Here is a 20,960-nt window from a genome sequence, read left to right on the forward strand (position 1 = left end):
ATGGTAATCTGGGTCCCCGCTTTCGCGGGGATGACGGTAATTAAAATGCTGTATCTTAACGCCGACGTTTGCGCTGCCCCGGCCCCTTGCCAGCTTTCCCTTTAGGCTTATTGCCTTCAAAAGAACGACGACCTTTTCCAGAATGGGTCGTCATGAATTCCTGCGCTTTATGTTTGCGGCCCGTGCGCGCACCTTCCCCGCCTTTGCCGCCTGTCCCTTTGGGTTGCCAGCTGGGCACCAAGTGTTTCTTGCCGTTGCCGATCAAATCGGCGCGGCCCATCTTTTTCAAGGCTTCGCGCAGCATGGGCCAGTTTTCTGCATCGTGATAACGCAGGAAAGCTTTATGCAAGCGACGTTGTTTCAGTCCCTTGGCGGTGGAGACCAATTCGGACCCTGTCCGGCGCACGGGCTTGATCGGGTTGCGACCAGAATAATACATGGCCGATGACAAGGACATGGGCGTCGGTGTAAAGGCCTGAACCTGATCTGCGCGGTAATTATTGCGTTTCAGCCAAAGCGCCAGATGCATCATATCTTCATCAGAACAACCCGGATGGGCTGCGATAAAGTAAGGGATCAGATAGTATTCTTTCCCTGCTTTTTTGGCCGCATCATCAAACATCTGTTTGAATTTGTCGTACGATCCAATGCCCGGCTTCATCATTTTGGTCAGCGGCGCATCTTCGGTATGTTCCGGTGCGATTTTTAAGTATCCGCCCACATGATGGGTCACCAGTTCTTTGACATAGCGCGGGCTTTTGACGGCCAGATCATAGCGCAGGCCCGACTGGATGGAGATTTTCTTCACCCCGTCAACCGCACGGGCCTTTTGATAGAGTTCAATCAGACTGTCGTGGCTGGTGTTCAGGTTTTTACAGATGGTCGGATAGACACAGGAGAGACGGCGGCACGTGCGTTGAATTTCATCAGATTTGCAGGCCTGACGATACATGTTGGCGGTCGGGCCACCCAGATCAGACACCTGACCTTTAAAGCCGGGCACCTTGTCGCGCATATCTTCCAGTTCCTGCAACACCGATTCATGGGATCGGTTCTGGATGATGCGTCCTTCATGTTCTGTGATGGAACAGAAAGAACAGCCGCCAAAACAGCCACGCATGATATTGATGGAAAATTTAATCATATCCCAGGCCGGGATTTTCGCATCGCCATAAACGGGGTGTGGATTGCGCGCATAAGGATGACCGAAGACCCAGTCCATTTCTTTGGTGGAAAGGGGGATTGGGGGCGGTGTCACCCAGATATCACGGTTGCCATGACGTTGCACCAGCGGACGCGCATTACCCGGGTTGCTTTCCAGATGCAGAACACGTGAAGCCTGGGCATAAACTTCTTTATCATCACGCACGGTCTCATAAGACGGGATGCGCACAACGACTTTTTCTTCGCCCTTGATGTCACGCGGATTGGTGTCATCAATGGAAGACATATCGACTTCCTGCCAGTCGTCCATACTGTCATCGCGTATAAGCGCACAACCGCGTACATCAAAAAATGTTTTCGGGTCCTGCTTGGCAGCAATCCTGTGTGCAACCTCGATCAAGGCGCGTTCAGCGTTCCCGTAAAGCAGGATATCTGCCTTGGCATCCAGCAGGATGGAACGGCGCACTTTGTCGGACCAGTAATCAAAATGAGCGATCCGTCGAAGGGATGCTTCAATGCCGCCGATAACCAATGGTACGTCTTTGTAAGCTTCGCGGCAGCGTTGGGAATAAACGATGACAGCGCGGTCCGGGCGCTTGCCACCTTCATCATCCGGGGTATAGCTGTCGTTGGACCGGATGCGACGGTCTGCCGTATAACGGTTGACCATACTGTCCATATTGCCGGACGTAATGCCGAAAAACAGATTAGGCTTGCCCAGAACCTTGAACGGGTCGGCATCTTGCCAGTCAGGTTGCGCGATAATGCCAACGCGGAAACCCTGGGCTTCCAGCGAGCGACCGATCACAGCCATGCCAAAGCTCGGGTGATCCACATAGGCATCCCCGGTCACAAGAATAATATCGCAACTGTCCCAGCCCAGCATGTCCATTTCATCACGTGACATGGGCAGGAAAGGGGCCACCCCAAAACGGTGGGCCCAGTACTTACGATATTTCGTAATATCTTTGGCTTTTTCTAGTTCCATAGGCTCTACATAAGGGATTGGTCAGAAAATAAAAGACATTATTTAATTGTGACTATTCCAAGTTGTCGTGTGCAGGAAAGTCGAGATAGAAGGTACTGCCTCTTCCCACTTCACTTTCCAGGCTGACAGTGCCGCCCATCGCCTCAACCAATCGCACCACCAAGGCCAGACCAACGCCCGTGCCTTCGGTTGCATGCATGTTGTGCTGCCCACGATAAAAAGGTTCAAAAATGCGCTGGCGTTCATTTTCGGAAATGCCGGGGCCTGTATCGGTGACATAAAGACGCACATGGTCTGTGCCACGGTTTTTACAGCCGAACGTGACTTGGCTATCTTCGCCGCTATATTTAATCGCATTGTTTAGCAGGTTCAGGATGACTTGCTGCAAACGGCGTGGATCCACCTTGATATATTTGTCACTTTCAGGGTGGCCTTCCAAGGTGATGTTTTTCTTGTCCGCCATTGGTTTTGTGATCTGATAGCATTGTTTGAAGATATCGCGCGCCTGTAGAGTTTCTGTATCCAGTGTGATTTTGCCGCTTTCTACATGGGCCATATCCAGTACGTCATTTACCAGTGATAACAGCAATTCTCCGGCGGTTTGAATCTGACGGGTCCATTCTTTTTCTTTTTCGGTCAGCGTGCCGTTTTTATTAAGCCCCATCAGTTGGTTAAAACCCAAAATTCCATTGAGCGGTGTTCTGAACTCATGGCTCATGGACGAGAGGAAGACGGTCTTGGCACGGCTGGCTTCTTCGGCATGTTCCAGGGCGATGGTCAGTTCGTCCGTGCGCGATTTGACCAGTTCATCCATATGTTCGTTCAGTTCGGTCACTTTGCCCAAAGCTTCTTTGTAATCAAGGGATCGCTTTATGGCAAAAATCGCAAAACCGATCAGAATTAGCGTAATGACAATAACAATGGGGCCGAAACTTTCAAAGATGGATTGAATCACATGTGTATGGCCATGAGCGACTAGGTGGGAAACCTTTTGATTCTGGCTATTATAGATGGGAAGTTCCAGACCGTGCTCAACATCATCCTCGAAATGCACGTTCGGCAAGGCATATTGATTTGTAAGATGGTCCCAATAGGCTTGGTTTGCACGGATGAAGGTCAGAAGGACAAATTGTTCTTCCCGGCTGCGTGTGGTTTTTTGTTCGGTGTGGCTTTCGTTATAGGTAAAGGCACTGGCCCCAACCAGAAACAGCTCTCCGTTAATTTTTGCCCAATGCCCCAAGGCTTTAAAGTCCTTGGGGCTGTGGCTTCTCGCCTGGTCTGCCAGGTGATGCAATTGCGTATTGCCCGCCAGTTCAAAAGGAATAAAGCCAGGATCAGTCTTCGGGACATCAACGCGCAGGAACTTTTCATTTTCCGGATTTAAGACCAAGCTTGCCTGATAGTCATAGGTTTCCAGCATATAAGCCCCGATATTGGCATCAATGAAATCAGGGTTTTTCTTGAGGATGATTTCATTGACGGCTTCGCTCCAGAGCGTGAAGACATGGGCGACAAGGGCAACGTCGTTGGTCTGGTTTTTCAACACAGCCTGGATAAAACGGCTGCGTTCTTCTTCCATGTGTTCGTCATGTTCCTTGGCGATTTCCATGATCAGAAAACCGATTAGGCAGATGGCCAAGAGCGGCGCCAAAAGAAGGCCGAGCATACGTTTTTGAAGTTTCGCCATTACCTGTTTCTGCCCTTGAAGTGTTCCCGACTCTCAATATGTTTTTTCTTATTTTTCAGTATATAAGAACGTCAAATCTGATTTACTAGACGCCGCGCTCATTTCCCCAGGCCAATACATGCATTTGGGGTAAGACGCAGGCTGTGTGCCAACGATCATCGGCGACTTTTTCTGCCAGCCATTTTAACCGATCCAGCACACCGGGGATATCGGCATTTTCTTCTGCCGAGGGGCAATGGTTACCCGCTTGTAGATAAAGCGGCAGATCGGGGAAGAGGCGGGTGGCAAACTGGGCATATTCATAATCGATTTGATCAAAGATGACGATCTTCAGACTGATTTGTGTGTCTTTCCCCACAGCCTGAATGCTGGCCTGCACGGTTTCCCAATCGGTTTCCATTTTTGAGGAAGGCGGCTTGGGGCTGAGTGTCAGCACATCCAGTTTGGAAAACCAGTCGCGCACAAGACTGCCTTGTGTTTCAAGGGCAAACTGATAGCCTTTTTCATGACCCAGATCGATCAGTTCTTCCAGGTCCTGCATGGCGGGATTGCCGCCCGACAGGGTCACCATCATCGGTGTGTTCTGGCTTAAACGTTCAATCTCCCCCATAATATCGGTGGCTGTTGCTTTGCGCCAGTCAGCCGCATTTTCAGTTTCAACGGCATATAATGTATCGCACCAGTCGCATCGGTAATCACAGCCTGCGGTGCGCACAAAAATGGTCGGACGCCCGATCAAGGCGCCTTCGCCCTGAATGGTCGGGCCGAAGATTTCACTGATCTGGATGAAATTGCTCATGGTCGGTATTCCGCCCATGTTTTTGGCGTTTCGCTTATGCGTACGGCCACCACTTCGGGCCAGCGGGAACTGGACCATTCATAAAGATGTTTGGCCATGTGTTCAGCCGTTGTGTTGTCTTCGCCCAGCACGTCATTTAAGTGACGGTGATCCAGTTCGTTATCGATATAGTCTTTCAGATCGGACAGTTCACGGTAATCGCGCACGAAACCTGCACTGTTCAGCGTGTCTGACTGCAGAACGACTTCGGCAATATAGTTGTGGCCGTGCAGGCGCGAACAGGGGTGATCATCAGCCAGACCATGCAACTGGTGGGAGGCGGAAAAGTGAAATTGCTTTGAAATGGTGAACATCTTATTTGCCTTGCTGTTCTTTATAGTCGTTGCGTGCTTTGATCCAGAAATCGGGATCGGCATATTCCGTCGGATCTTCCACGCCTGCCAGATGGAAGGCTTCGCGGCGTTCCACACAGGTGCCACAGCGACCACAATGGATATCCCCGCCTTTGTAACAGGACCAGGTGTCTGCGTAAGGAACGTTCAGTTTCGTCCCGACGCTGACGATTTCATCCTTTGGGATATGAACGAACGGGGCATAAAGTGCCACATTGGCGTATCCATCCAGTGCATGGGCCTGCATCTTATTGAAGCTGTCAATAAAGTCAGGGCGACAATCCGGATAGATAAAATGATCCCCGCCATGGACGGCTGTTGCCACACAATCACATTCCTGTGCAGCCGCTGCCCCAAAGGCGATGGTCAGCATGATGGCGTTGCGGTTGGGCACAACGGTGGTTTTCATGCTTTCTTCGGCATAATGACCATCGGGCACGTCTACATTATCTGTAAGGGCTGACCCTGTCAGCAAGGCACCAATGGTGGTGATGTCGACGGTTTTATGGGGCACGTCCAAACGATCTGCGCACAGCTGCGCATAGGCAGTTTCCTTTTTATGGCGCTGGCCATAGTCAAAGGAGATCAGACCTTTTAAGTCATGTTCATGTGCCATTTTATAGGCAAGCGTGACGGAATCCAATCCGCCAGAGCAAATCACAATTGCTTTCATCGGTTATCCTTGTTTTATCCGGGTAGGCTGCGACCGGGCAGTGACTTCACTGACGCATAAATTGCGCCGCCTTATGTCATGTTTACATCAATGATGCAAGGAAATTTGAAAAAGGGCGGTTGTTGCAATTTTCCGCAGATATACGGCCTTGAAGTTGAAGGGGGGCGTCCATAGATTCAGATTTATATTGCAATTAAAAGGTTATGTGTTGCGGCGCTGAAAATAACTACAAGTTTTGTTGGGCTGCCCGCTATTGTTATTCTATGTTTGTTTGTGATCGCTTTTGGTATGGCCAAATGGGCAGAACAATCAGCCGAAGAAAATGTGCTTAAAACACTGGATGCCCCCCTCTTGAGCGCGGATCATAGCCTTAACTTTCTGATTGAAAGTCAGAAAGGAAATGTGGTGACCTGGGCAGAACATCCTGAAATCATCCGCTTAACCCAAGAACTTCTGAAGGCAGATCGTAATAAGGAGGCATTGGTTGATCATCCCGCGCAAAAAGAAACCTTTCAACTGCTGGCCCCGGTCCTGAACCGATATGATGACAATGGCTATTTCATTATATCCCCTGAATTGATCAGCCTCGCCTCATCGCACGAAAGTAATGTGGTGTCACCGATCAATAACAAAGAAGGAAACTTCATCGGCTTTCTGGCTTTTCGTCTGGATGTCGACAAAATCTTTGATCTGGCGGTCGTCGGGGGTGATATCGGGGAAACGGGCGAACTTTATGCCTTTAATCAAGATGGCCTGATGTTGAGTAAAAGCCGCTTTGTCAAGCAAATGCAAAAAACCAATGGCAAGTTTTTCTTACCTGATCTTTCCACGACCAGAATGGGCAAAAGCGCTACGGCTGGGCAGCGTGCCTTTGACCTTAAGGGGTATAATGATTATCGCGGCATAAAAGTTGTGGGCAGTTGGCTTTGGAATACGGATCTGGGCTTGGGACTGGCGATGGAAATTGATCTGGACGAAGCCTATGGTGGGCTCAATAAGACTTACACGATCTTGTGGGTTGCAACCCTCGGGATCACTGGAACGGTGTTGGTCCTTGCCATTATTGCGGGGCGGCGCAGGTCGGAAAAAGAAGATTTTTTGAGAACGCTGGCAGCCAGTGAAAAGAAGATGCGTTCCATCCTCGAAAATACGACGGAAGGTTTCTGGCTGTTTGATTTGGCGGGAAAAATTCAAGAGGTCAATCCCGCCATGTGTAATATGTTGGCTTCCTCACGTCATGAGCTGATTGGTCGGAATCTTTATGAGTTTTTGGATGAACAGGACCAAAATATCTTTCAAGATCCCGATTTAAATGCCGATGACAGTGGATCTTATGAATTGATGATCAAGTGCAAACGCGGCGAGAAAATCCCCTGTTTGTTTTCGGTTTCATCCCTATTTTCCGAAGATGGCAAGAGAATCGGTGTTTATGCTCTTGTTGTAAATTTTTCTCGCCAGAAAGAGGTGGAAATTGAGCTCAAGAACGCAGTAGATGCGGCAAATCAGGCTAATTATGCCAAGACACAGTTTTTATCCTCCATGAGCCACGAACTGAGAACGCCGCTGAATGCCATTTTGGGATTTGCGCAATTGCTGGATATGCGTATTGAAGGGGAGAAAGACAGGAAGTCAGTCGATCAGATTTTGAATGGAGGTAAACATCTGCTGAGCTTGATTGATCAAATTCTGGATCTTGCCCGTATTGAACAGGGCAGTATGAGTTTCTCTTTTGAAGAAGTCTCCCCACAAGTGTTGATCGAGGATTGTGTGGCGACGATGCAGCCCATGGCCGATGAAATGGAGGTTGAACTGAGTTTTCAGGGTGGGGTAAGCCAGGCGAAGATGTATACGGACTATCTGCGTATAAAACAGTGTCTGCTTAATCTGTTGTCCAATGCGATTAAATATAATCTTCAGGGTGGACGGGTGATTGTTTCCTGTGAAGAGGTCAGTGAAAAATTCCTGCGCCTGTCGGTTAAAGATACCGGCTACGGGATTTCGAAAGAGAAACTGAAACGTCTGTTCGTGCCGTTTGATCGGCTGGATTTTGAAGGGTCAAACATTGAAGGCACCGGGATTGGTCTGTCTTTAACAAAACATCTGATCGAAGATATGAAAGGAACGATCGCCGTTCATTCTCGTGAAGGTGAAGGTACTTATTTTTGGCTGGATGTGCCCTTGTTGGAAATGGAAGTCGATAACACGGAATATGTGAAACAGAATGAACCAGCCAAACTGGAAGCCTTTGATGTGGACGAGGCTGACCTTGGCAAATATCGCCTGTTGTATGTGGAAGATAACCCATCCAATTTTTCGATCATGGAAATGATCATTGCTGAGTTGCCGATGATGCATATGATCAGCGTGCAATCGGCCGAAGATGCCTTAATCGTTTTATCCAATCATCGTTTTGATGTGGCGTTGTTTGACATTAATCTGCCCGGTATGAACGGGATCGAAGCTGTGCAGGAAATGCAGAAAGATGACAGATTGAAAGAAATTCCTGTTATCGCCTTGAGCGCCAATGCACATCAGGATAACGTTAAGGCAGCCTTAAATGCAGGGTTTGACGCTTATCTGTTTAAACCCATTATCATTACGGATTTTTACCGCACGCTTTCAGATGTGATGGGGGATAAGCTTGAAATTACCTGCAAACCCGCCCCCAAGTTTTACCGTTTTTAGAAAAAGAGAAGGGTTTATTTTTTCTTCTTCTTTTTCTTGTCTTTATCTTTGTGCTTTTTGTCTTTGGATTTTTCTTTGCCGCCGCCAAAATCCACGAGCACGTCATTTTCGCTGACAAGCCATACGTTTAACAGTGTCTGGCTGGCCTTTGCCCAATCTGGAACGGTGGCGTCCAAGGCATTTTCAACGTCGGTGATGTAGGATTTGCTGGGTGCGCGGTCATCTTCATTGGCGCGTTTTGCCAAGTTTTTCAGGCTTTCTTTTGCTGGGCCCGGGACCCAGGTGGCCAACCATTCTTTGCCTTCGGCGCGTTTACGTTCCATATAACTGGCTTGCGCACTGGCATGGCGTTGGCGTTTTTGTTTAACGGTTGTTCTAGTCGGCTTAGTCGTATCAGTCATGATTAAAAACCTCCCCTATATATGAGAAGGGTAACAATTTGTGAGGTCCCCGTCAAAAAAAAGGGCTGGCGATTTTATGAAATTTGCCTATTGTCACCCAAAATTCACAAGGCTTTAGAGCATGGCAGATTTACAGACAGAAATTCACAAACGCAGAACATTTGCGATCATCTCTCACCCGGATGCGGGTAAGACGACACTGACAGAGAAACTCTTGTTATTCGGGGGTGCCATTCAGATGGCCGGGGCCGTAAAGGCCAAAGGTGATCGTCGTCGCGCGCGTTCTGACTGGATGAAGGTGGAACAGGAACGCGGCATCTCGGTTGCATCATCGGTCATGACCTTTGATTATCTGGGAAAAACCTTTAACCTGTTGGATACTCCGGGCCACGAAGATTTCTCTGAAGATACCTACCGGACACTGACTGCGGTGGATTCTGCTGTCATGGTGCTGGATGCGGCCAAGGGTATTGAGAATCAGACCCGTAAACTGTTTGAAGTTTGTCGTCTGCGCGACGTGCCGATCACGACGTTTGTTAACAAACTTGACCGTGAAGGGCGCGATCCGTTCGAAATCATTGATGAGGTTGAACAGGAACTGGCCCTTGATGTGGTGCCAGCCAGCTGGCCGATCGGTATGGGGCGCAATTTTTTGGGTTGTTATGACCTGTTCAATGACAAGCTGATCCTGGTTGAAAAGGGCAAGAACGACCAATTGTCCGAAGGGATTGAATGTCAGGGACTGGATGATCCAAAGCTGGATGAGCTTTTGCCGGAAGATGCGGTTGCAACTTTGCGTGAAGAAGTTGAAATGGCGCGTGGTCTTTGCCCGGAATTTGATTTGGAAAATTATCTCGCCGGACATTTGACACCTGTCTATTTTGGGTCTGCGATCAACACGTTTGGTGTGCGTGAATTGTTGGAAGGTTTGGCAACACATGCGCCTAAGCCACGCCCACAGGCAACAACCGAGCGTGAAATTGATCCGGAAGAGAAAAAAGTCACAGGTTTCGTCTTTAAGATCCAGGCCAATATGGACCCGAAACACCGTGACCGTATTGCTTTTGTGCGGCTATGTTCCGGTCACTTTAAACGTGGCATGAAACTGAAGCATGTTCGATCCAATAAGCAAATCAACATGCATAACCCGACGCTGTTTTTGGCACAGGATCGTGAAGTTGCCGAAGAAGCTTTTGCCGGAGATATTATCGGTTTGCCGAACCACGGTAACCTGCGGATTGGTGATACGCTGACTGAAGGCGAAATGTTTAACGTCACCGGTATTCCAAGCTTTGCCCCTGAAATTTTACAAAAAGCCCGTCCGGATGATCCGATGAAAGCGAAACATCTGGGGCGTGCGTTACAACAGATTGCCGAAGAAGGTGCGGCACGTGTCTTTAAACCATTGATTGGGTCTGACTGGATTGTTGGTGTTGTCGGGGTGCTTCAATTTGAAGTTCTGGCGGACCGTATCCGCACGGAATACAATATCCCGGTACATTTTGAAGCTACACAGCTTTATACGGCACGTTGGGTCACCTGTGACGATTCGTTGAAATTGAAGAAGTTTCTGGATGAAAATCGCGGTTCCATCGGGGATGATCATGACCAGGAACCTGTCTTTTTGGCGCGCAATGCCTGGCATTTGGATAAGGCGATGGAAGATTATCCTGACCTGTCATTCCACAAGACCAAAGAACAGGTGACCTAGGGTCTGGACCTACTAATTCAGGTCCTGACTCTAAGCCCTATTTTTTATCCGGGTGTAAGTAAGATTACGGAAGGACGCGAATTTGATCACGCAACCGTTGCGTCCCTTCCTGAAAACGCGTAACGTTGGATAACGTAGTCACAGTAATGGGATAGAGTTGGGTGTCGCTGTTATCTGGTAGAGGAAATTCAATTGGTGGGAAGTTGCGTCTTGCATTGATGCCGCCCTTTGTTTTTGCTGCCCTTTTTATGGCCGGATTATTTTCGTTTCTGACTTATACGGATCTGGAAGCGGAACTTGAAAACAAACAGACGACGCTGGCTGATATTTATGCCACCGCCCTTTCCGATGCCGTCTGGAACCTAGACCAATCAGGCGCCGAAGCGATCCTTGCAGCCCTGAGCCTGGACCCCGATGTGGCAGGCGCTGTGGTGAAAGAACAATTCTCCGGCATTTTGGCGACTGTGGGCAGTTCGCTGCCGGAAAATACTGAAACAGATTTGCTGGTTACACGTGCCATTCGCAGTGATGCAGATGTGGGCGGGGAGACCATTGGCGAAGTGGCGATCTTGTTCCATAAAGAACGTCTGGAAGTTCTGCTGCAGGACTCCGTTATTCAAATCTCCGGTCTGTTGCTTTTGTTGATGCTGGTATTGAGTGTCAGTGTAACAGGTGCGATCCGTCGCTTTGTGTCCGAACCGCTGGAAACGTTGCTGCGTGGTATTCAGCGAACCGAAGAAAAGCACAGCCGCGATCCCATCGGTTGGGAATCTGATGATGAATTTGGCATTGTGATTGATGCCTATAACGGCATGATCCAACGCCTGAGTGATGAAGAAGAAGCTCTGATCCAGGCGAAGAATACGGCGGAAAAAGCCAACAAGGCCAAGTCCGCTTTTCTTGCCACTATGTCTCACGAATTGCGCACACCGCTAAACGGGATCACCGGGATGGCCCAGTTGATGGAAGATACCGGACTGGATGACCGTCAACGCAATTATCTGCATAGTTTACGCAGTTCCGGCGAAGTGCTGCTGTCACTCGTGAATGACATCCTCGACTTTTCAAAGATTGAGGCGGGCGCGCTGGAAATCGACCATCATTCATTCTGTCTTTATCGCTCCATCCAGACCGTTGAACAACTGATCCGCCCACAGGCGCGCGGCAAAGGCATTCAGACGGTGGTGAATATTGATCTCAGCCCGGAAGATTATTTTTGGGGCGATGGGTCAAAGCTGACCCAGGTTTTGACCAATCTGGCGGGTAATGCGGTCAAGTTTACCGATGATGGCGAAGTTAATATTGGGGTGTCGGTTCTGGAAGATACGGCTGATGATGCGCTGTTGCGTTTTGTCGTCAGCGACACCGGGATCGGCATCCCGAAAGAACAGGTGGAAAATCTGTTTAATGCCTTCACCCAGGTTGATACATCCATTTCACGCCGTTTTGGCGGCACGGGCCTTGGGCTTGCCATATCTTCCGGTTTGGTGGAAACCATGGGCGGAGACCGCATTTTTGTAGAAAGTGAAGTCGGCGTGGGCACCAGTTTCTATTTTGAACTGCGTCTGCCCAAAGCCAAGGCACCAGCCCATATCTGCGCACCTGTCAAACAGGGTGAAACCGGACGCGAGCTTGCCATTCTGGTGGTGGAAGATAACAAGATCAACCGCACCGTTGCCAAAGGCCTGCTGGAAAAAATGGGCCATGTGGTCTCTTTGGCCAATGACGGGCAGGAAGGGGTCGATGCTATGATAGAGGCGGATTTCGACCTCATCCTCATGGATATCCATATGCCGCGTCTGAACGGTCTGGAAGCCACCCGTAAAATCCGTAGCCTGAAAGACAAGGACAAGGCCAATGTGCCGATCCTGGCTCTGACTGCGGATGTGATGCAGGATAGCATTGAAGAATATTCCAAGCATGGGATGCAGGGCTACGTCGCCAAACCCGTGCGCCGCGAAGCCCTGTTGGATGCGCTTGCTCCTTACGCCATGAACGGCGATGTCGGGTCTTACATCTAAAATCTAACCAGTTTTTAAGTCAACTTACCGTCTGTGATGAGGCGGTGGGGGTGGTGGTCTGCGATCATAGCGTCCGGGTGGCGGTGGTGGTGTCGAGCGCTGATAGGTCGTGCTTGGGCCGCTGTAGGCCTGACGCGGCGTTGGACAAAGGGATTGCAACTTGTTGGCATTCAGGATAAAGCGGCGGCGGTCTTTTTTCTCTTTAAAGGCATAGGGACCATATTGATAAAGGGTCACTTTTTCAACCACATCACCCTGGGGGTCACGGGCGCGCAGGGTCTGTTTTTTACGGTTCAATTCTCGCCAGAAAGAGGCACGAACCTGATGGTCGTGAATATCAATCCGCTTGCTGCGCGGGACCTTGTGTTCAAGGGAGATGGAGGCGGCGATACTGCACTGGTTGGCATCAATGCGGATCCAGTTGTAATTAAAACTGGTGCGCCCCTTGGTATCTTTGTAATTATTGATGAAGCTTTGACGTGCAAGAATGGCTCCCATGGATTTCAGGGTGTTTTCAATTTTGGTATAGGGATCACTTGCCTTAAAGGTTTTATCTGTGCCACGTCCAATAAGCACGCCGCCTGTATCGTCATTTGATGATCTGACGGGCGGGGTGGGCAGTACGTCATTGTCGCCAAGCTGGGTGCGTTCTTCCAGCTTTTCAAGCCGGGCTTTCAATTCGCGGATGGCGCGGTTTTCTTCTTCGGTGGCAATTTCTTTTTCTTCACCCAACAGATCGGCAAAGACGTAGCCGACGATCTCGTTCCCTTTTTCAATGGCATACCAGGGACGGTCCGTGACTTTGGCGGCCACATGGATGGGCTCACCTTTGGGCAGCATATCAACTTTGGCAGATCGCACGGTGGGAAGTGCGCGCACATTTGCGTTTTTAACTGCAAACATGTTTTCTTCCACTGGGGTTAAGGGGTAATCATCTGTGTTAATGTTAACCGTTGGCGTATCGATTTTTGCCCGGGTGGGGAAACTACCGTCAATGGCTTTTGCCAATACCTGTTCGGTATCGCCAATCACGGTGGGGATTTGATCCCGGTTATAGGTTCTGCGCGCTTTATAGCGCATTTCTTCCTGCAGGAATGTACTTACTTCAGCCAGATTGACCTGCCCGTTTTCATCCTTGTCCGCTTCCCCATAAAGGGCGCGCAAGAGATATGCGGTAAATAGCCCATGTTTGCTTTCTTCATCCCAGCTGGCAAGCTGATCTTTCGACGCTGCGGTCAGCACCGTCAGGCCACTGTCTTCTTTGACATGGGTTTTACTGGGCAGGATTTGGGCACCGGATGCGCGGGTGATCAGGGTGCCACCATGGCTTTGGCCGCTAAAGCAGGCATCCAGAAAGACGGTGACGGATTTGGCTTCAACGCGCGCGAGGTTCTGATAAAGCGTATCGATGGGATAGCCGTTGATATCGGCTGTTTCAATATCGGCATCGACGGGCAGCAGGTAGCTTTTGTCGTCATAGCGACCGGGCAGCCCATGGCCGGAATAAAAGACATAAAGGTTGGACACATTGGGTTTGACATACTGGAACGCCTTGCCCCGGTGATTGCCTTTGCGTCCGAAGGCAGACTGCATCTTGGCCTGGGTGGCATTTTCCAGATAGATGATGTTTTCATCGCGGATGTTGAGCACATCTTTGGCATAATTTTTCATGGCTCTGGCATCGTTTAATGCAAAGCTGACTTCAGGAATATCCTGATCGTCATAGACTTTATTGCCAATGATAATGGCAACATCATCATTTTTGGCCCATGCGCTTTGAGCCGTGCCAAACGCACTGGCCCAAAGAAGCGACCCTGTTATGAGAAGATGCAATGTCTTCATGATCTGTCCAAACTTTTTTTCGTCTTCTCTTTATAAAATATAGTCTTAGTCGTACCAATGGCAACGTTTACCTTTTTTGTTACAAACCAGGACTTCGCCGTCGTAAGCCGCAACCCGTTTCCATTTTTTATAGGGGCGCTTTTTAGCGTGTTTTACTTTATCACGGCGTGGCGGGTCACGATAGACCACGCGCTCGCGTTCAATCACACGGGTTTTGGGACGAATGTATTCATCATCGTCAGAGGCAATTTCACGCCCGATTACGGCCCCAAATATGGTCCCGGCAGCGGTGGCAACGATCCGGCCCTTGCCTTTACCCAGTGTTGAGCCCAAAAGCCCACCGCCGACAGCACCGATAATAGTGCCGATGGTTTCATCATCTGCGGCTTGTGCGGTCTGATTTGGGGTGGCTGACAGGATCAAAGCCCCTGCAACGGTCAAACTCATCATAAAGCGTTTCATCGAACTCATCCTTTTTACAGTTCATCGAATTCATGGGTTGGCTATGCAGAGGACAGAGGTGCTTTTTTACAAATACAGAAAAAAAATTATTTTTGAAAAAAACAGTCTCTGAGCTCTCCATAACTTTGCCCAGATGCAGGAACAAGCAGAAAGGTTCGAAAAATGTTTATGAAAAAAGCTATGATTGCGCTGGTTGGTGTTTGCTTATCTACAACCGCAATGGCCGCACAGAAAACACGCGTTCTCTATATGGAAGTTGACGAAGGTCGCTATATGGTCAGCCGTGATGCCCAGTCTTTTAAACGTATTTTCGATCACACCGGAAATTTCCTGGAACATGAAAAAATCCGCCTTTTTGAGGAACGCGATCGTTCGGACAATGATCGTTCGTTTGATGATGCGATGGATATTGTTTCTGAAACCAAACGCAAACGTCTGGATGCCATTGTTCTGGTTTCCGTCAAGCACAAGACCAATCGTTCAAACGGTAAATTAAAAGACCGGATGACAGCGACGGCCAAAGTTATTGATGCGAAATCTCTGGAACTGGTGGATACCATCCGTGTGAAAAGCCCGGTTGCGACCCTTTCCCGACATGACTGTCACGATGAATGTCGTGAAATGATTACACGTCGCCACGTGCGTGAAATTCTGCCGGAATTTAAAGACAAGCTGGCGGATCGCCTGAAAGACTATCGCCCCCGCGTTGCCAAGGTGAAGAAAGAACCCCGTAAAGTTACCCTGACGCTGAAAGGCTTTAAACCACGCGAGGTCTATCATCTTGAAGATCACATTGCCCGTCTGGATACCACCCGTGATTTTAGCGCCATGCGTTCCAAGCCCGGCAAACCTGCTTTCTGGCTGGAACGTCGTAAAAGTGCTGGCAGCCTGCGCAATGATCTTTCCAAGGTTCTGGCAAACCTGGACCTGCAAGCCCGCATCATCGAAACCGAAAAACATGTGACACTGGTCAAGGTTCAACGCGACCTGGCGTATCTGGACTAAGGGTACAGGAACATGAGCGACACAACACAAACAAACGCCATGGCTGAAATTGCACTGGCACTGGCTATGGGGTTCTTTTCCATCATGGTGTTGACCATGGTTTCCATGGGCAGCGGGATGGTCAGTCAGACAGCGAAAGTTACCATCAAGGAAGAACCGATCACCATTGCCAAGACAGCTGAAAAGAATGAACCAGCCGAAGGTGAAGGCAGTAATGCCAATGTGGAACCGGACACGCTGGTGATCTTTCATAAAGGCCAATATTTGGATCACAAACTGAAAGTGGTGACCCCGTCTTCCCTGATGGGGCGTGAAAAAATTGTTCTGGCGGTGTCGCCTGATCTGTCCATGTCCAAAACCATGGATGCCCGCAAGAACTTGTCTGTGCAGGATATCACCGTCGTTGTTCTGACCGATACCTGGTTGCAAGCCTTGAAGGAGGCCAAGCTATGAAACGGATTTTAACATTTATCTGGGTCCTGGCCTTGTTTGTGGCCGCAGCCTTTATCTCAACTGTCGAGGCTGCTACCCGTTTTGAAGTGAAACAGATGGTGATGGCGGAAGCAGCAGATTCAAATGTGCCCGTGTCCCTGGCCCTGGCCGTTGCCAAGGTGGAATCAGACTTTAATGCCCGTGCACTCAGTTCAGCAGGTGCACGCGGGGTGATGCAGATCATGCCGGATACGGCACGTAAAGAGTTTGGTGTTCATCCTAAACGTCTGTGGAACGCCGAAACGAACATCCGTCTGGGCGTTCAGTTCCTGGAACAATTGCATGACCAGTATGATGGCCGCTGGGATTTGGCCCTGTCTCATTACAACGGGGGTACTGTGCGTGGGGATGAACCCCACAGCTATACGCGCAAATATGTCGCCAAGGTGCAGAAATGGCAGCGCGTCTATCAGGAACAAGCCAATTTGTGGGAAGGCGGGCGTGAAGGCGATGATTTCTATGATGATCAGGACGACATCGATGTGGCTGAACTGCGTGAATGGCGCACCCGCAATGATCGTTATGACGATGAAGATGACGGGTTTGAGCGTTATGAACGTGATGAGCGTAACGAATATAGAGAAGCCGATTATCGCAATGATGATTATTATGAGGACGAGGTTGACTATCGTGATGACGGCTATGGCGACACCCGCATTATCATTGTGGAACGTCGCGCAGATCGGGGCTGGCGTCGCCCACCACCACCCTCGCACCATCGCGGTGGACGCGGCCATTGGGGCCCACCACCACGCCATTTCCGTTGATATGATTGTATGAACCCTATATCCTCCCTTTAATCGGGAGGATTGAAGACGTGGATAATACGCAATCAACGTTGCTGCGCGCCGGGGGGAAGGATCAGCTGTTGGCTGATTTTACGGCACTGAAAGAAGCAACCACACTGGATGGGCTGCCAAAATATAGCGAACGCCCGACATTGGACCAACTGGCTAAATTCATCTCAGCTCAAAGCGGTGGCCCCAACAAGGATATGGCACTGCTGGAACTGTCCCATTTGGTCTATGGGGTGGCCGATGTTCTGGGGGCTGATTGCATAACTGATTTCTTTCTTTCCCCTGAAAAAGCTTCCCCTAACCGGATAAAGTCCTTGTTTGCAGACGCTACTGATACATCCTCAGTCATTGTCACGGGCGATTATCTGCGTCTGTCTTATGAGGGGAAACAGTTTGACGTGCGCTATGGGCGCATGGGTTTTCTGATCAGTCTTTATGAATTTCTCTGTTCCATGGACGGGTTTCAGCATTTTACGGTCATGACTGACCTGTTTGAAACGCTGATAAATGATCCTCTCAGTGACAAAAGTCTGAAGGCTTGTACCAACAGCTTGGCATCCGTCCTTAGAAAGTATCGCATCGCCAATCTGACAACGGCCGAAGCGGATGGAAAATTTGTGCAGGTCTATAAGTTCCTGCAGGAAAAAAGCGAAGAAAATCAGATTATTTTACAAGACGATTCAGTTTTGGACTTCTGGTGTCTCCATAACAAAGGCAAGGATTACAGAGGATACCGAACTGTGTTTGATTTATTTTGCGATTTTTCACGCTCCTTTGAGGAAGCCAAGCTGGGCGAAAATGCCCATCAGGCCGCTACATTGGGCGTGAATATAGAAGAAGGGGAAGTCGATATCGCGTCAAGTGATATTGATGCAGGCCCGTTGGAAGACTGGGTGTCGCCCTTTGCGGTTTTTGATGAAGATGATTTTAACGACATTCGTTTCTTCAAAAAGAAATCCGAACGCGGACCGATTGAAAGCCTGATGACTTATGGCCCAGACGCTATGCGTCTGCCGCTGGCTTTTTTGCGTTATGAGATATTCGGTCAGGTCCAGTCCGGGATTACAAATGATCTGCAGGTCGGGCGCGGCAAGGCATCGGTTGAAAAACGGATCGCGTGTGACGATGTTCCGGCCTATGAAGATCGCCTAACGGAATGTGAAACCATCCGTGATCATGTCAAAGCCTTGCAGGCATCCACCCTGCATATCCTGTCGCAGGATCAATCCAATGTGGTGGCTTTTCCAACTGCCGCCCAAGATGAAGCCAAGAAAGCCTTTTCGAAAATGAACCGCAAAGGTTTTGATGACAATGCCGTTGAAAATATGGAAGCTTTTAGAAAGGCCGCAGACAGTCTGGTGCAGATGGAAGCCCAGCTGGATCGCTATATCGGCAGTCTGAAATCGAAAAATTTGGAAAGCGTGTTTGATGAAGACCGCACCACCTTTAAAAATCAATTCAGCCACCTGTATGAGGAGGCCTTAAAATGACCGATATAATTATCAGTACTGAAAATGCAGAAGCTGCGAAATCTCGTTTTGCAGACCTGACCAATCAACGTCGCTTGATGAATGAAAGTGCCCCCGGTGCCATCGCGGCCAGTCGTGTGTTTGCATATGTGATGGGGCGCGAAGATGCGGATGTTAAACAGGTGCTGCAAAGCAATCTGTCTATCCGCAGGATTTATCGCACGCTTTTGAAACAAAACGCCTATTTCCATATCCCGCAAGCCCTGGCCGCCAGTTCTGAAGACTATCCGGAACGCCATGGCGACGGCTGCATCATCCGCCTGCAGGCTTCACGTGCACAGGAAGATCAGTTGTATTTAATCATTGAATTGGCCGATCAACGCCGTGATATGCCCCATACCCTTAGTGTCTTTGGAGCAGGTGATGAAATGGAAACACTGGATTTGCCAGCGGCCAGAAACGGTGTTATCCAGACCATCATTGATAAAAATGCCAACCTTGCCAATCTATTGGCTGACCCCAAGACGGAGACTTTCCTGCGTTGAAACGCATTGCCATTCTCATAGCCACGACCGGTGGGCCAGTGCTGGTGGACCGCATTACGCCGGAACCTGCCCCTCAGTCCATGGTGTGTCTGCGCCGCCAATCAGATGTTCTGCCCATCAGTGCAGATTATGATGATTTTGTGCGCCCGGGTAGTGGTGTGATTATGCGGGAATTCGGCCCCTATGAAGAAGGCGCCTTTCGTCTGGATGTCAGCGGTCCTATTGGCACAGGCTTAAGCTGGCAACTGGGTGTCTATGCCGCCCATGCGGTTTTTAAATCCGATACTTGCGAACTGTCCGATCTGGACGAGGCTGATGAAATCATCTGGCTGTCCGGCACGGTGGATTATGATCTTAATGTCGGTGATGTGGACCATATGGCGGAAAAGGTCGAAAGTTCCGCCATCATGCTGGCTGATTTTATCGCCAAGGGGACACCGATTATTTTTGCTGCTGGCATTGAAAACGCCAAATTTCTGGCAGATCACAAGCCGCCAGCGGGAATAGAGGTTCTCGCCCTTCAAACCACCAAAGACCTGATGCAGGTTTTGGGATTGGTTGAGGATGAAAATGTTCAGGACTCGCCAGCCCCAAATAAAAGCTTCTGGCCCATGGCTGCGCTGGCTGTTTTGGCGGTTGGGGCGATTTTTGCTTTTACCGTGCAGGATGATGAACCGGATGTGGTCGATGTCCCAGAAGAAGACGTCCCACTTGAAATTGATGTGACCTCGGATCGCGGTGAAAATCCGCTTTTCTTTTTTGGCGATGACTTGAACCTGATTGTCGAGGTTTCTGAAGAAGCCTGGGTCACTTGTTTTTATCATCCCGGGGATGGCAAGCCGTTTCAGCTTTATCCCAATGCACAAGTGACGCATGTCGAGGCATTTGAGCCTGACAAGAAACATATCTTAAGCGGAGGCCCTAATTCTTCCTTCGTTATTCGCCTAGGTCCACCTGCGGGTCACGAAAAAGTGAGCTGTTATGCCAGCGAAGAAGAAATGGATATCGATCCGGCCTATCCGCCCAAGGATGCGGCTGTCGATGTGCTGGAATTCGATCTGAAGCCTTAAAGAAAAATCGTTAGCCCTGCTTTTTAGTCGTCATCCCTGCGAAGGCAGGGATCTTTTTCCAGTTTGTTTAGTGACAGATTCCTGCCTTCGCAGGAATGACGATAAAAAAAATATATAATTTTCAAAAAAACATCTCTGCCCCCTCCATAGCATCTGTAACAGGATCAACTTAACGGAGTGAGGAGCATGTTTCCTTTTTCTACATTCACTAAAAAACAAGCCAAAACCGGTTTGTCTCTTGCTTTGGTCGGCGTTGCTTTGTCGGCTTGTGTTACCCAGCCCCCTTCTTTTGGTGGCGGGATTGATTTTCGTGAAGCGCGCTATAACGAAATTTCGGCCATGCGTGAATATCGCGATTGCCGCGATCATGCCATGGATCTGGATCGTGAAGCCCAGATGAACCACGATGCGGCGAAATATCTCGCCAGTGCCCGCATGATTGAAAAATGCGAAGCCAAGCTCGGTCCCGATGTGGCTGATATCGCGGTGGATGAACGTATGCGTGCTTACGCCCTGACCATCCAGAACCATCTTAAAGGCGGTGATGTTGAACAGGCTCGTGTCAATCTGGACAAATTCTCCGACAATTTCCAGGGCAAGGATCTTTATTTTGCAGATGGGTCCTCTTTCGTTCAAACCATGGAAGTCCTGCTGGGTAAACGCGGGGCTGGTTCCATCGGTCGTTTCAGTGATGCCAACGTCAACAGCCAGCTGAAAAGCGAGCTGCGCCGCGTTCGCTACTGGGAACGTAATTAAG

General features: G+C 49.4%; 18 protein-coding genes. 10 read left to right on the forward strand and 8 right to left on the reverse strand.

Annotated elements, in window-relative coordinates:
* Window positions 1-55: 55 nt before the first annotated feature.
* From RYZ26_RS01935 to queC, 5 genes are all read right to left on the reverse strand, one after another.
* Window positions 56-2,152 (reverse strand): YgiQ family radical SAM protein, encoded by a 2,097-nt coding sequence (locus tag RYZ26_RS01935; protein ID WP_317681450.1) that lies wholly within the window; start codon window positions 2,150-2,152, stop codon window positions 56-58.
* A 52-nt stretch (window positions 2,153-2,204) separates the two neighbouring features.
* Entirely contained in the window at window positions 2,205-3,839 is a 1,635-nt protein-coding gene (locus tag RYZ26_RS01940; RefSeq protein WP_317681451.1) for a sensor histidine kinase, read from the reverse strand.
* 85 nt (window positions 3,840-3,924) lie between these two features.
* On the reverse strand, window positions 3,925-4,638 hold the full coding sequence (gene queE / locus RYZ26_RS01945) for a 7-carboxy-7-deazaguanine synthase QueE (RefSeq protein WP_317681452.1): 714 nt from the start codon (window positions 4,636-4,638) through the stop codon (window positions 3,925-3,927).
* Complete coding sequence (gene queD / locus RYZ26_RS01950; protein ID WP_317681453.1) at window positions 4,635-4,991, reverse strand: 6-carboxytetrahydropterin synthase QueD; 357 nt, start codon at window positions 4,989-4,991, stop codon at window positions 4,635-4,637. The genes queE and queD overlap by 4 nt, the downstream gene beginning before the upstream one ends.
* 1 nt (window position 4,992) lies before the next feature.
* Window positions 4,993-5,703, reverse strand: coding sequence for a 7-cyano-7-deazaguanine synthase QueC (queC, locus tag RYZ26_RS01955; protein ID WP_317681454.1), 711 nt, complete (start codon window positions 5,701-5,703; stop codon window positions 4,993-4,995).
* A gap of 288 nt (window positions 5,704-5,991) precedes the next feature.
* Between queC and RYZ26_RS01960 the strand changes: the two genes are divergently transcribed.
* Window positions 5,992-8,388 (forward strand): hybrid sensor histidine kinase/response regulator, encoded by a 2,397-nt coding sequence (locus RYZ26_RS01960; RefSeq protein WP_317681456.1) that lies wholly within the window; start codon window positions 5,992-5,994, stop codon window positions 8,386-8,388.
* 14 nt (window positions 8,389-8,402) lie between these two features.
* Here the strand turns inward: RYZ26_RS01960 and RYZ26_RS01965 are convergent, their stop codons facing one another.
* Window positions 8,403-8,789 (reverse strand): hypothetical protein, encoded by a 387-nt coding sequence (locus RYZ26_RS01965; RefSeq protein WP_317681457.1) that lies wholly within the window; start codon window positions 8,787-8,789, stop codon window positions 8,403-8,405.
* Window positions 8,790-8,910: 121 nt separating this feature from the next.
* Here RYZ26_RS01965 and RYZ26_RS01970 point away from each other — a divergent pair, with 121 nt between their 5' ends.
* Both RYZ26_RS01970 and RYZ26_RS01975 read left to right on the forward strand, forming a co-directional pair.
* Entirely contained in the window at window positions 8,911-10,500 is a 1,590-nt protein-coding gene (locus RYZ26_RS01970; RefSeq protein WP_317681458.1) for a peptide chain release factor 3, read from the forward strand.
* Window positions 10,501-10,661: 161 nt separating this feature from the next.
* The gene (locus RYZ26_RS01975) at window positions 10,662-12,521 is read left to right on the forward strand and encodes an ATP-binding protein (RefSeq protein ID WP_317681459.1); all 1,860 of its coding nucleotides are present in this window, start codon (window positions 10,662-10,664) and stop codon (window positions 12,519-12,521) included.
* Between the two features lie 24 nt (window positions 12,522-12,545).
* On the opposite strand, the gene RYZ26_RS01980 is transcribed toward RYZ26_RS01975, so the two are convergent.
* Both RYZ26_RS01980 and RYZ26_RS01985 read right to left on the reverse strand, forming a co-directional pair.
* On the reverse strand, window positions 12,546-14,363 hold the full coding sequence (locus tag RYZ26_RS01980) for a caspase family protein (protein ID WP_317681460.1): 1,818 nt from the start codon (window positions 14,361-14,363) through the stop codon (window positions 12,546-12,548).
* Between the two features lie 45 nt (window positions 14,364-14,408).
* Entirely contained in the window at window positions 14,409-14,825 is a 417-nt protein-coding gene (locus tag RYZ26_RS01985) for a glycine zipper 2TM domain-containing protein (protein WP_317681461.1), read from the reverse strand.
* A 162-nt stretch (window positions 14,826-14,987) separates the two neighbouring features.
* Here RYZ26_RS01985 and RYZ26_RS01990 point away from each other — a divergent pair, with 162 nt between their 5' ends.
* The 7 genes from RYZ26_RS01990 (at window position 14,988) to RYZ26_RS02020 (ending at window position 20,959) form a co-directional block, all read left to right on the forward strand.
* Complete coding sequence (locus RYZ26_RS01990; protein WP_317681462.1) at window positions 14,988-15,830, forward strand: hypothetical protein; 843 nt, start codon at window positions 14,988-14,990, stop codon at window positions 15,828-15,830.
* A gap of 12 nt (window positions 15,831-15,842) precedes the next feature.
* Entirely contained in the window at window positions 15,843-16,283 is a 441-nt protein-coding gene (locus RYZ26_RS01995) for a hypothetical protein (protein WP_317681463.1), read from the forward strand.
* Entirely contained in the window at window positions 16,280-17,089 is an 810-nt protein-coding gene (locus tag RYZ26_RS02000) for a lytic transglycosylase domain-containing protein (protein ID WP_317681464.1), read from the forward strand. Before RYZ26_RS01995 ends, RYZ26_RS02000 begins: the two co-directional genes overlap by 4 nt.
* 50 nt (window positions 17,090-17,139) lie before the next feature.
* Window positions 17,140-18,609, forward strand: a complete 1,470-nt coding sequence (locus RYZ26_RS02005) for a hypothetical protein (protein WP_317681465.1) — start codon at window positions 17,140-17,142, stop codon at window positions 18,607-18,609.
* Complete coding sequence (locus tag RYZ26_RS02010; RefSeq protein ID WP_317681466.1) at window positions 18,606-19,133, forward strand: hypothetical protein; 528 nt, start codon at window positions 18,606-18,608, stop codon at window positions 19,131-19,133. The genes RYZ26_RS02005 and RYZ26_RS02010 overlap by 4 nt, the downstream gene beginning before the upstream one ends.
* Window positions 19,130-20,203: a DUF4384 domain-containing protein gene (locus RYZ26_RS02015; RefSeq protein WP_317681467.1), complete on the forward strand. Its 1,074-nt coding sequence runs from the start codon at window positions 19,130-19,132 to the stop codon at window positions 20,201-20,203. Before RYZ26_RS02010 ends, RYZ26_RS02015 begins: the two co-directional genes overlap by 4 nt.
* A 186-nt stretch (window positions 20,204-20,389) precedes the next feature.
* The gene (locus RYZ26_RS02020) at window positions 20,390-20,959 is read left to right on the forward strand and encodes a hypothetical protein (RefSeq protein WP_317681468.1); all 570 of its coding nucleotides are present in this window, start codon (window positions 20,390-20,392) and stop codon (window positions 20,957-20,959) included.
* The last annotated feature ends 1 nt before the right edge of the window (window position 20,960 follow it).

Origin of the sequence: Terasakiella sediminum (genome assembly GCF_033100395.1) — a bacterium.
Taxonomy (GTDB): domain Bacteria; phylum Pseudomonadota; class Alphaproteobacteria; order Rhodospirillales; family Terasakiellaceae; genus Terasakiella.

Bases quoted from the DNA above. Each gene is read 5' to 3' on its own strand.
- RYZ26_RS01935 (WP_317681450.1), bottom strand. From the start codon at position 2,152: ATGGAACTAGAAAAAGCCAAAGATATTACGAAATATCGTAAGTACTGG.
- RYZ26_RS01940 (WP_317681451.1), bottom strand. From the start codon at position 3,839: ATGGCGAAACTTCAAAAACGTATGCTCGGCCTTCTTTTGGCGCCGCTC.
- queE (WP_317681452.1), bottom strand. From the start codon at position 4,638: ATGAGCAATTTCATCCAGATCAGTGAAATCTTCGGCCCGACCATTCAG.
- queD (WP_317681453.1), bottom strand. From the start codon at position 4,991: ATGTTCACCATTTCAAAGCAATTTCACTTTTCCGCCTCCCACCAGTTG.
- queC (WP_317681454.1), bottom strand. From the start codon at position 5,703: ATGAAAGCAATTGTGATTTGCTCTGGCGGATTGGATTCCGTCACGCTT.
- RYZ26_RS01960 (WP_317681456.1), top strand. From the start codon at position 5,992: ATGGCCAAATGGGCAGAACAATCAGCCGAAGAAAATGTGCTTAAAACA.
- RYZ26_RS01965 (WP_317681457.1), bottom strand. From the start codon at position 8,789: ATGACTGATACGACTAAGCCGACTAGAACAACCGTTAAACAAAAACGC.
- RYZ26_RS01970 (WP_317681458.1), top strand. From the start codon at position 8,911: ATGGCAGATTTACAGACAGAAATTCACAAACGCAGAACATTTGCGATC.
- RYZ26_RS01980 (WP_317681460.1), bottom strand. From the start codon at position 14,363: ATGAAGACATTGCATCTTCTCATAACAGGGTCGCTTCTTTGGGCCAGT.
- RYZ26_RS01985 (WP_317681461.1), bottom strand. From the start codon at position 14,825: ATGAAACGCTTTATGATGAGTTTGACCGTTGCAGGGGCTTTGATCCTG.
- RYZ26_RS01990 (WP_317681462.1), top strand. From the start codon at position 14,988: ATGTTTATGAAAAAAGCTATGATTGCGCTGGTTGGTGTTTGCTTATCT.
- RYZ26_RS01995 (WP_317681463.1), top strand. From the start codon at position 15,843: ATGAGCGACACAACACAAACAAACGCCATGGCTGAAATTGCACTGGCA.
- RYZ26_RS02000 (WP_317681464.1), top strand. From the start codon at position 16,280: ATGAAACGGATTTTAACATTTATCTGGGTCCTGGCCTTGTTTGTGGCC.
- RYZ26_RS02010 (WP_317681466.1), top strand. From the start codon at position 18,606: ATGACCGATATAATTATCAGTACTGAAAATGCAGAAGCTGCGAAATCT.
- RYZ26_RS02020 (WP_317681468.1), top strand. From the start codon at position 20,390: ATGTTTCCTTTTTCTACATTCACTAAAAAACAAGCCAAAACCGGTTTG.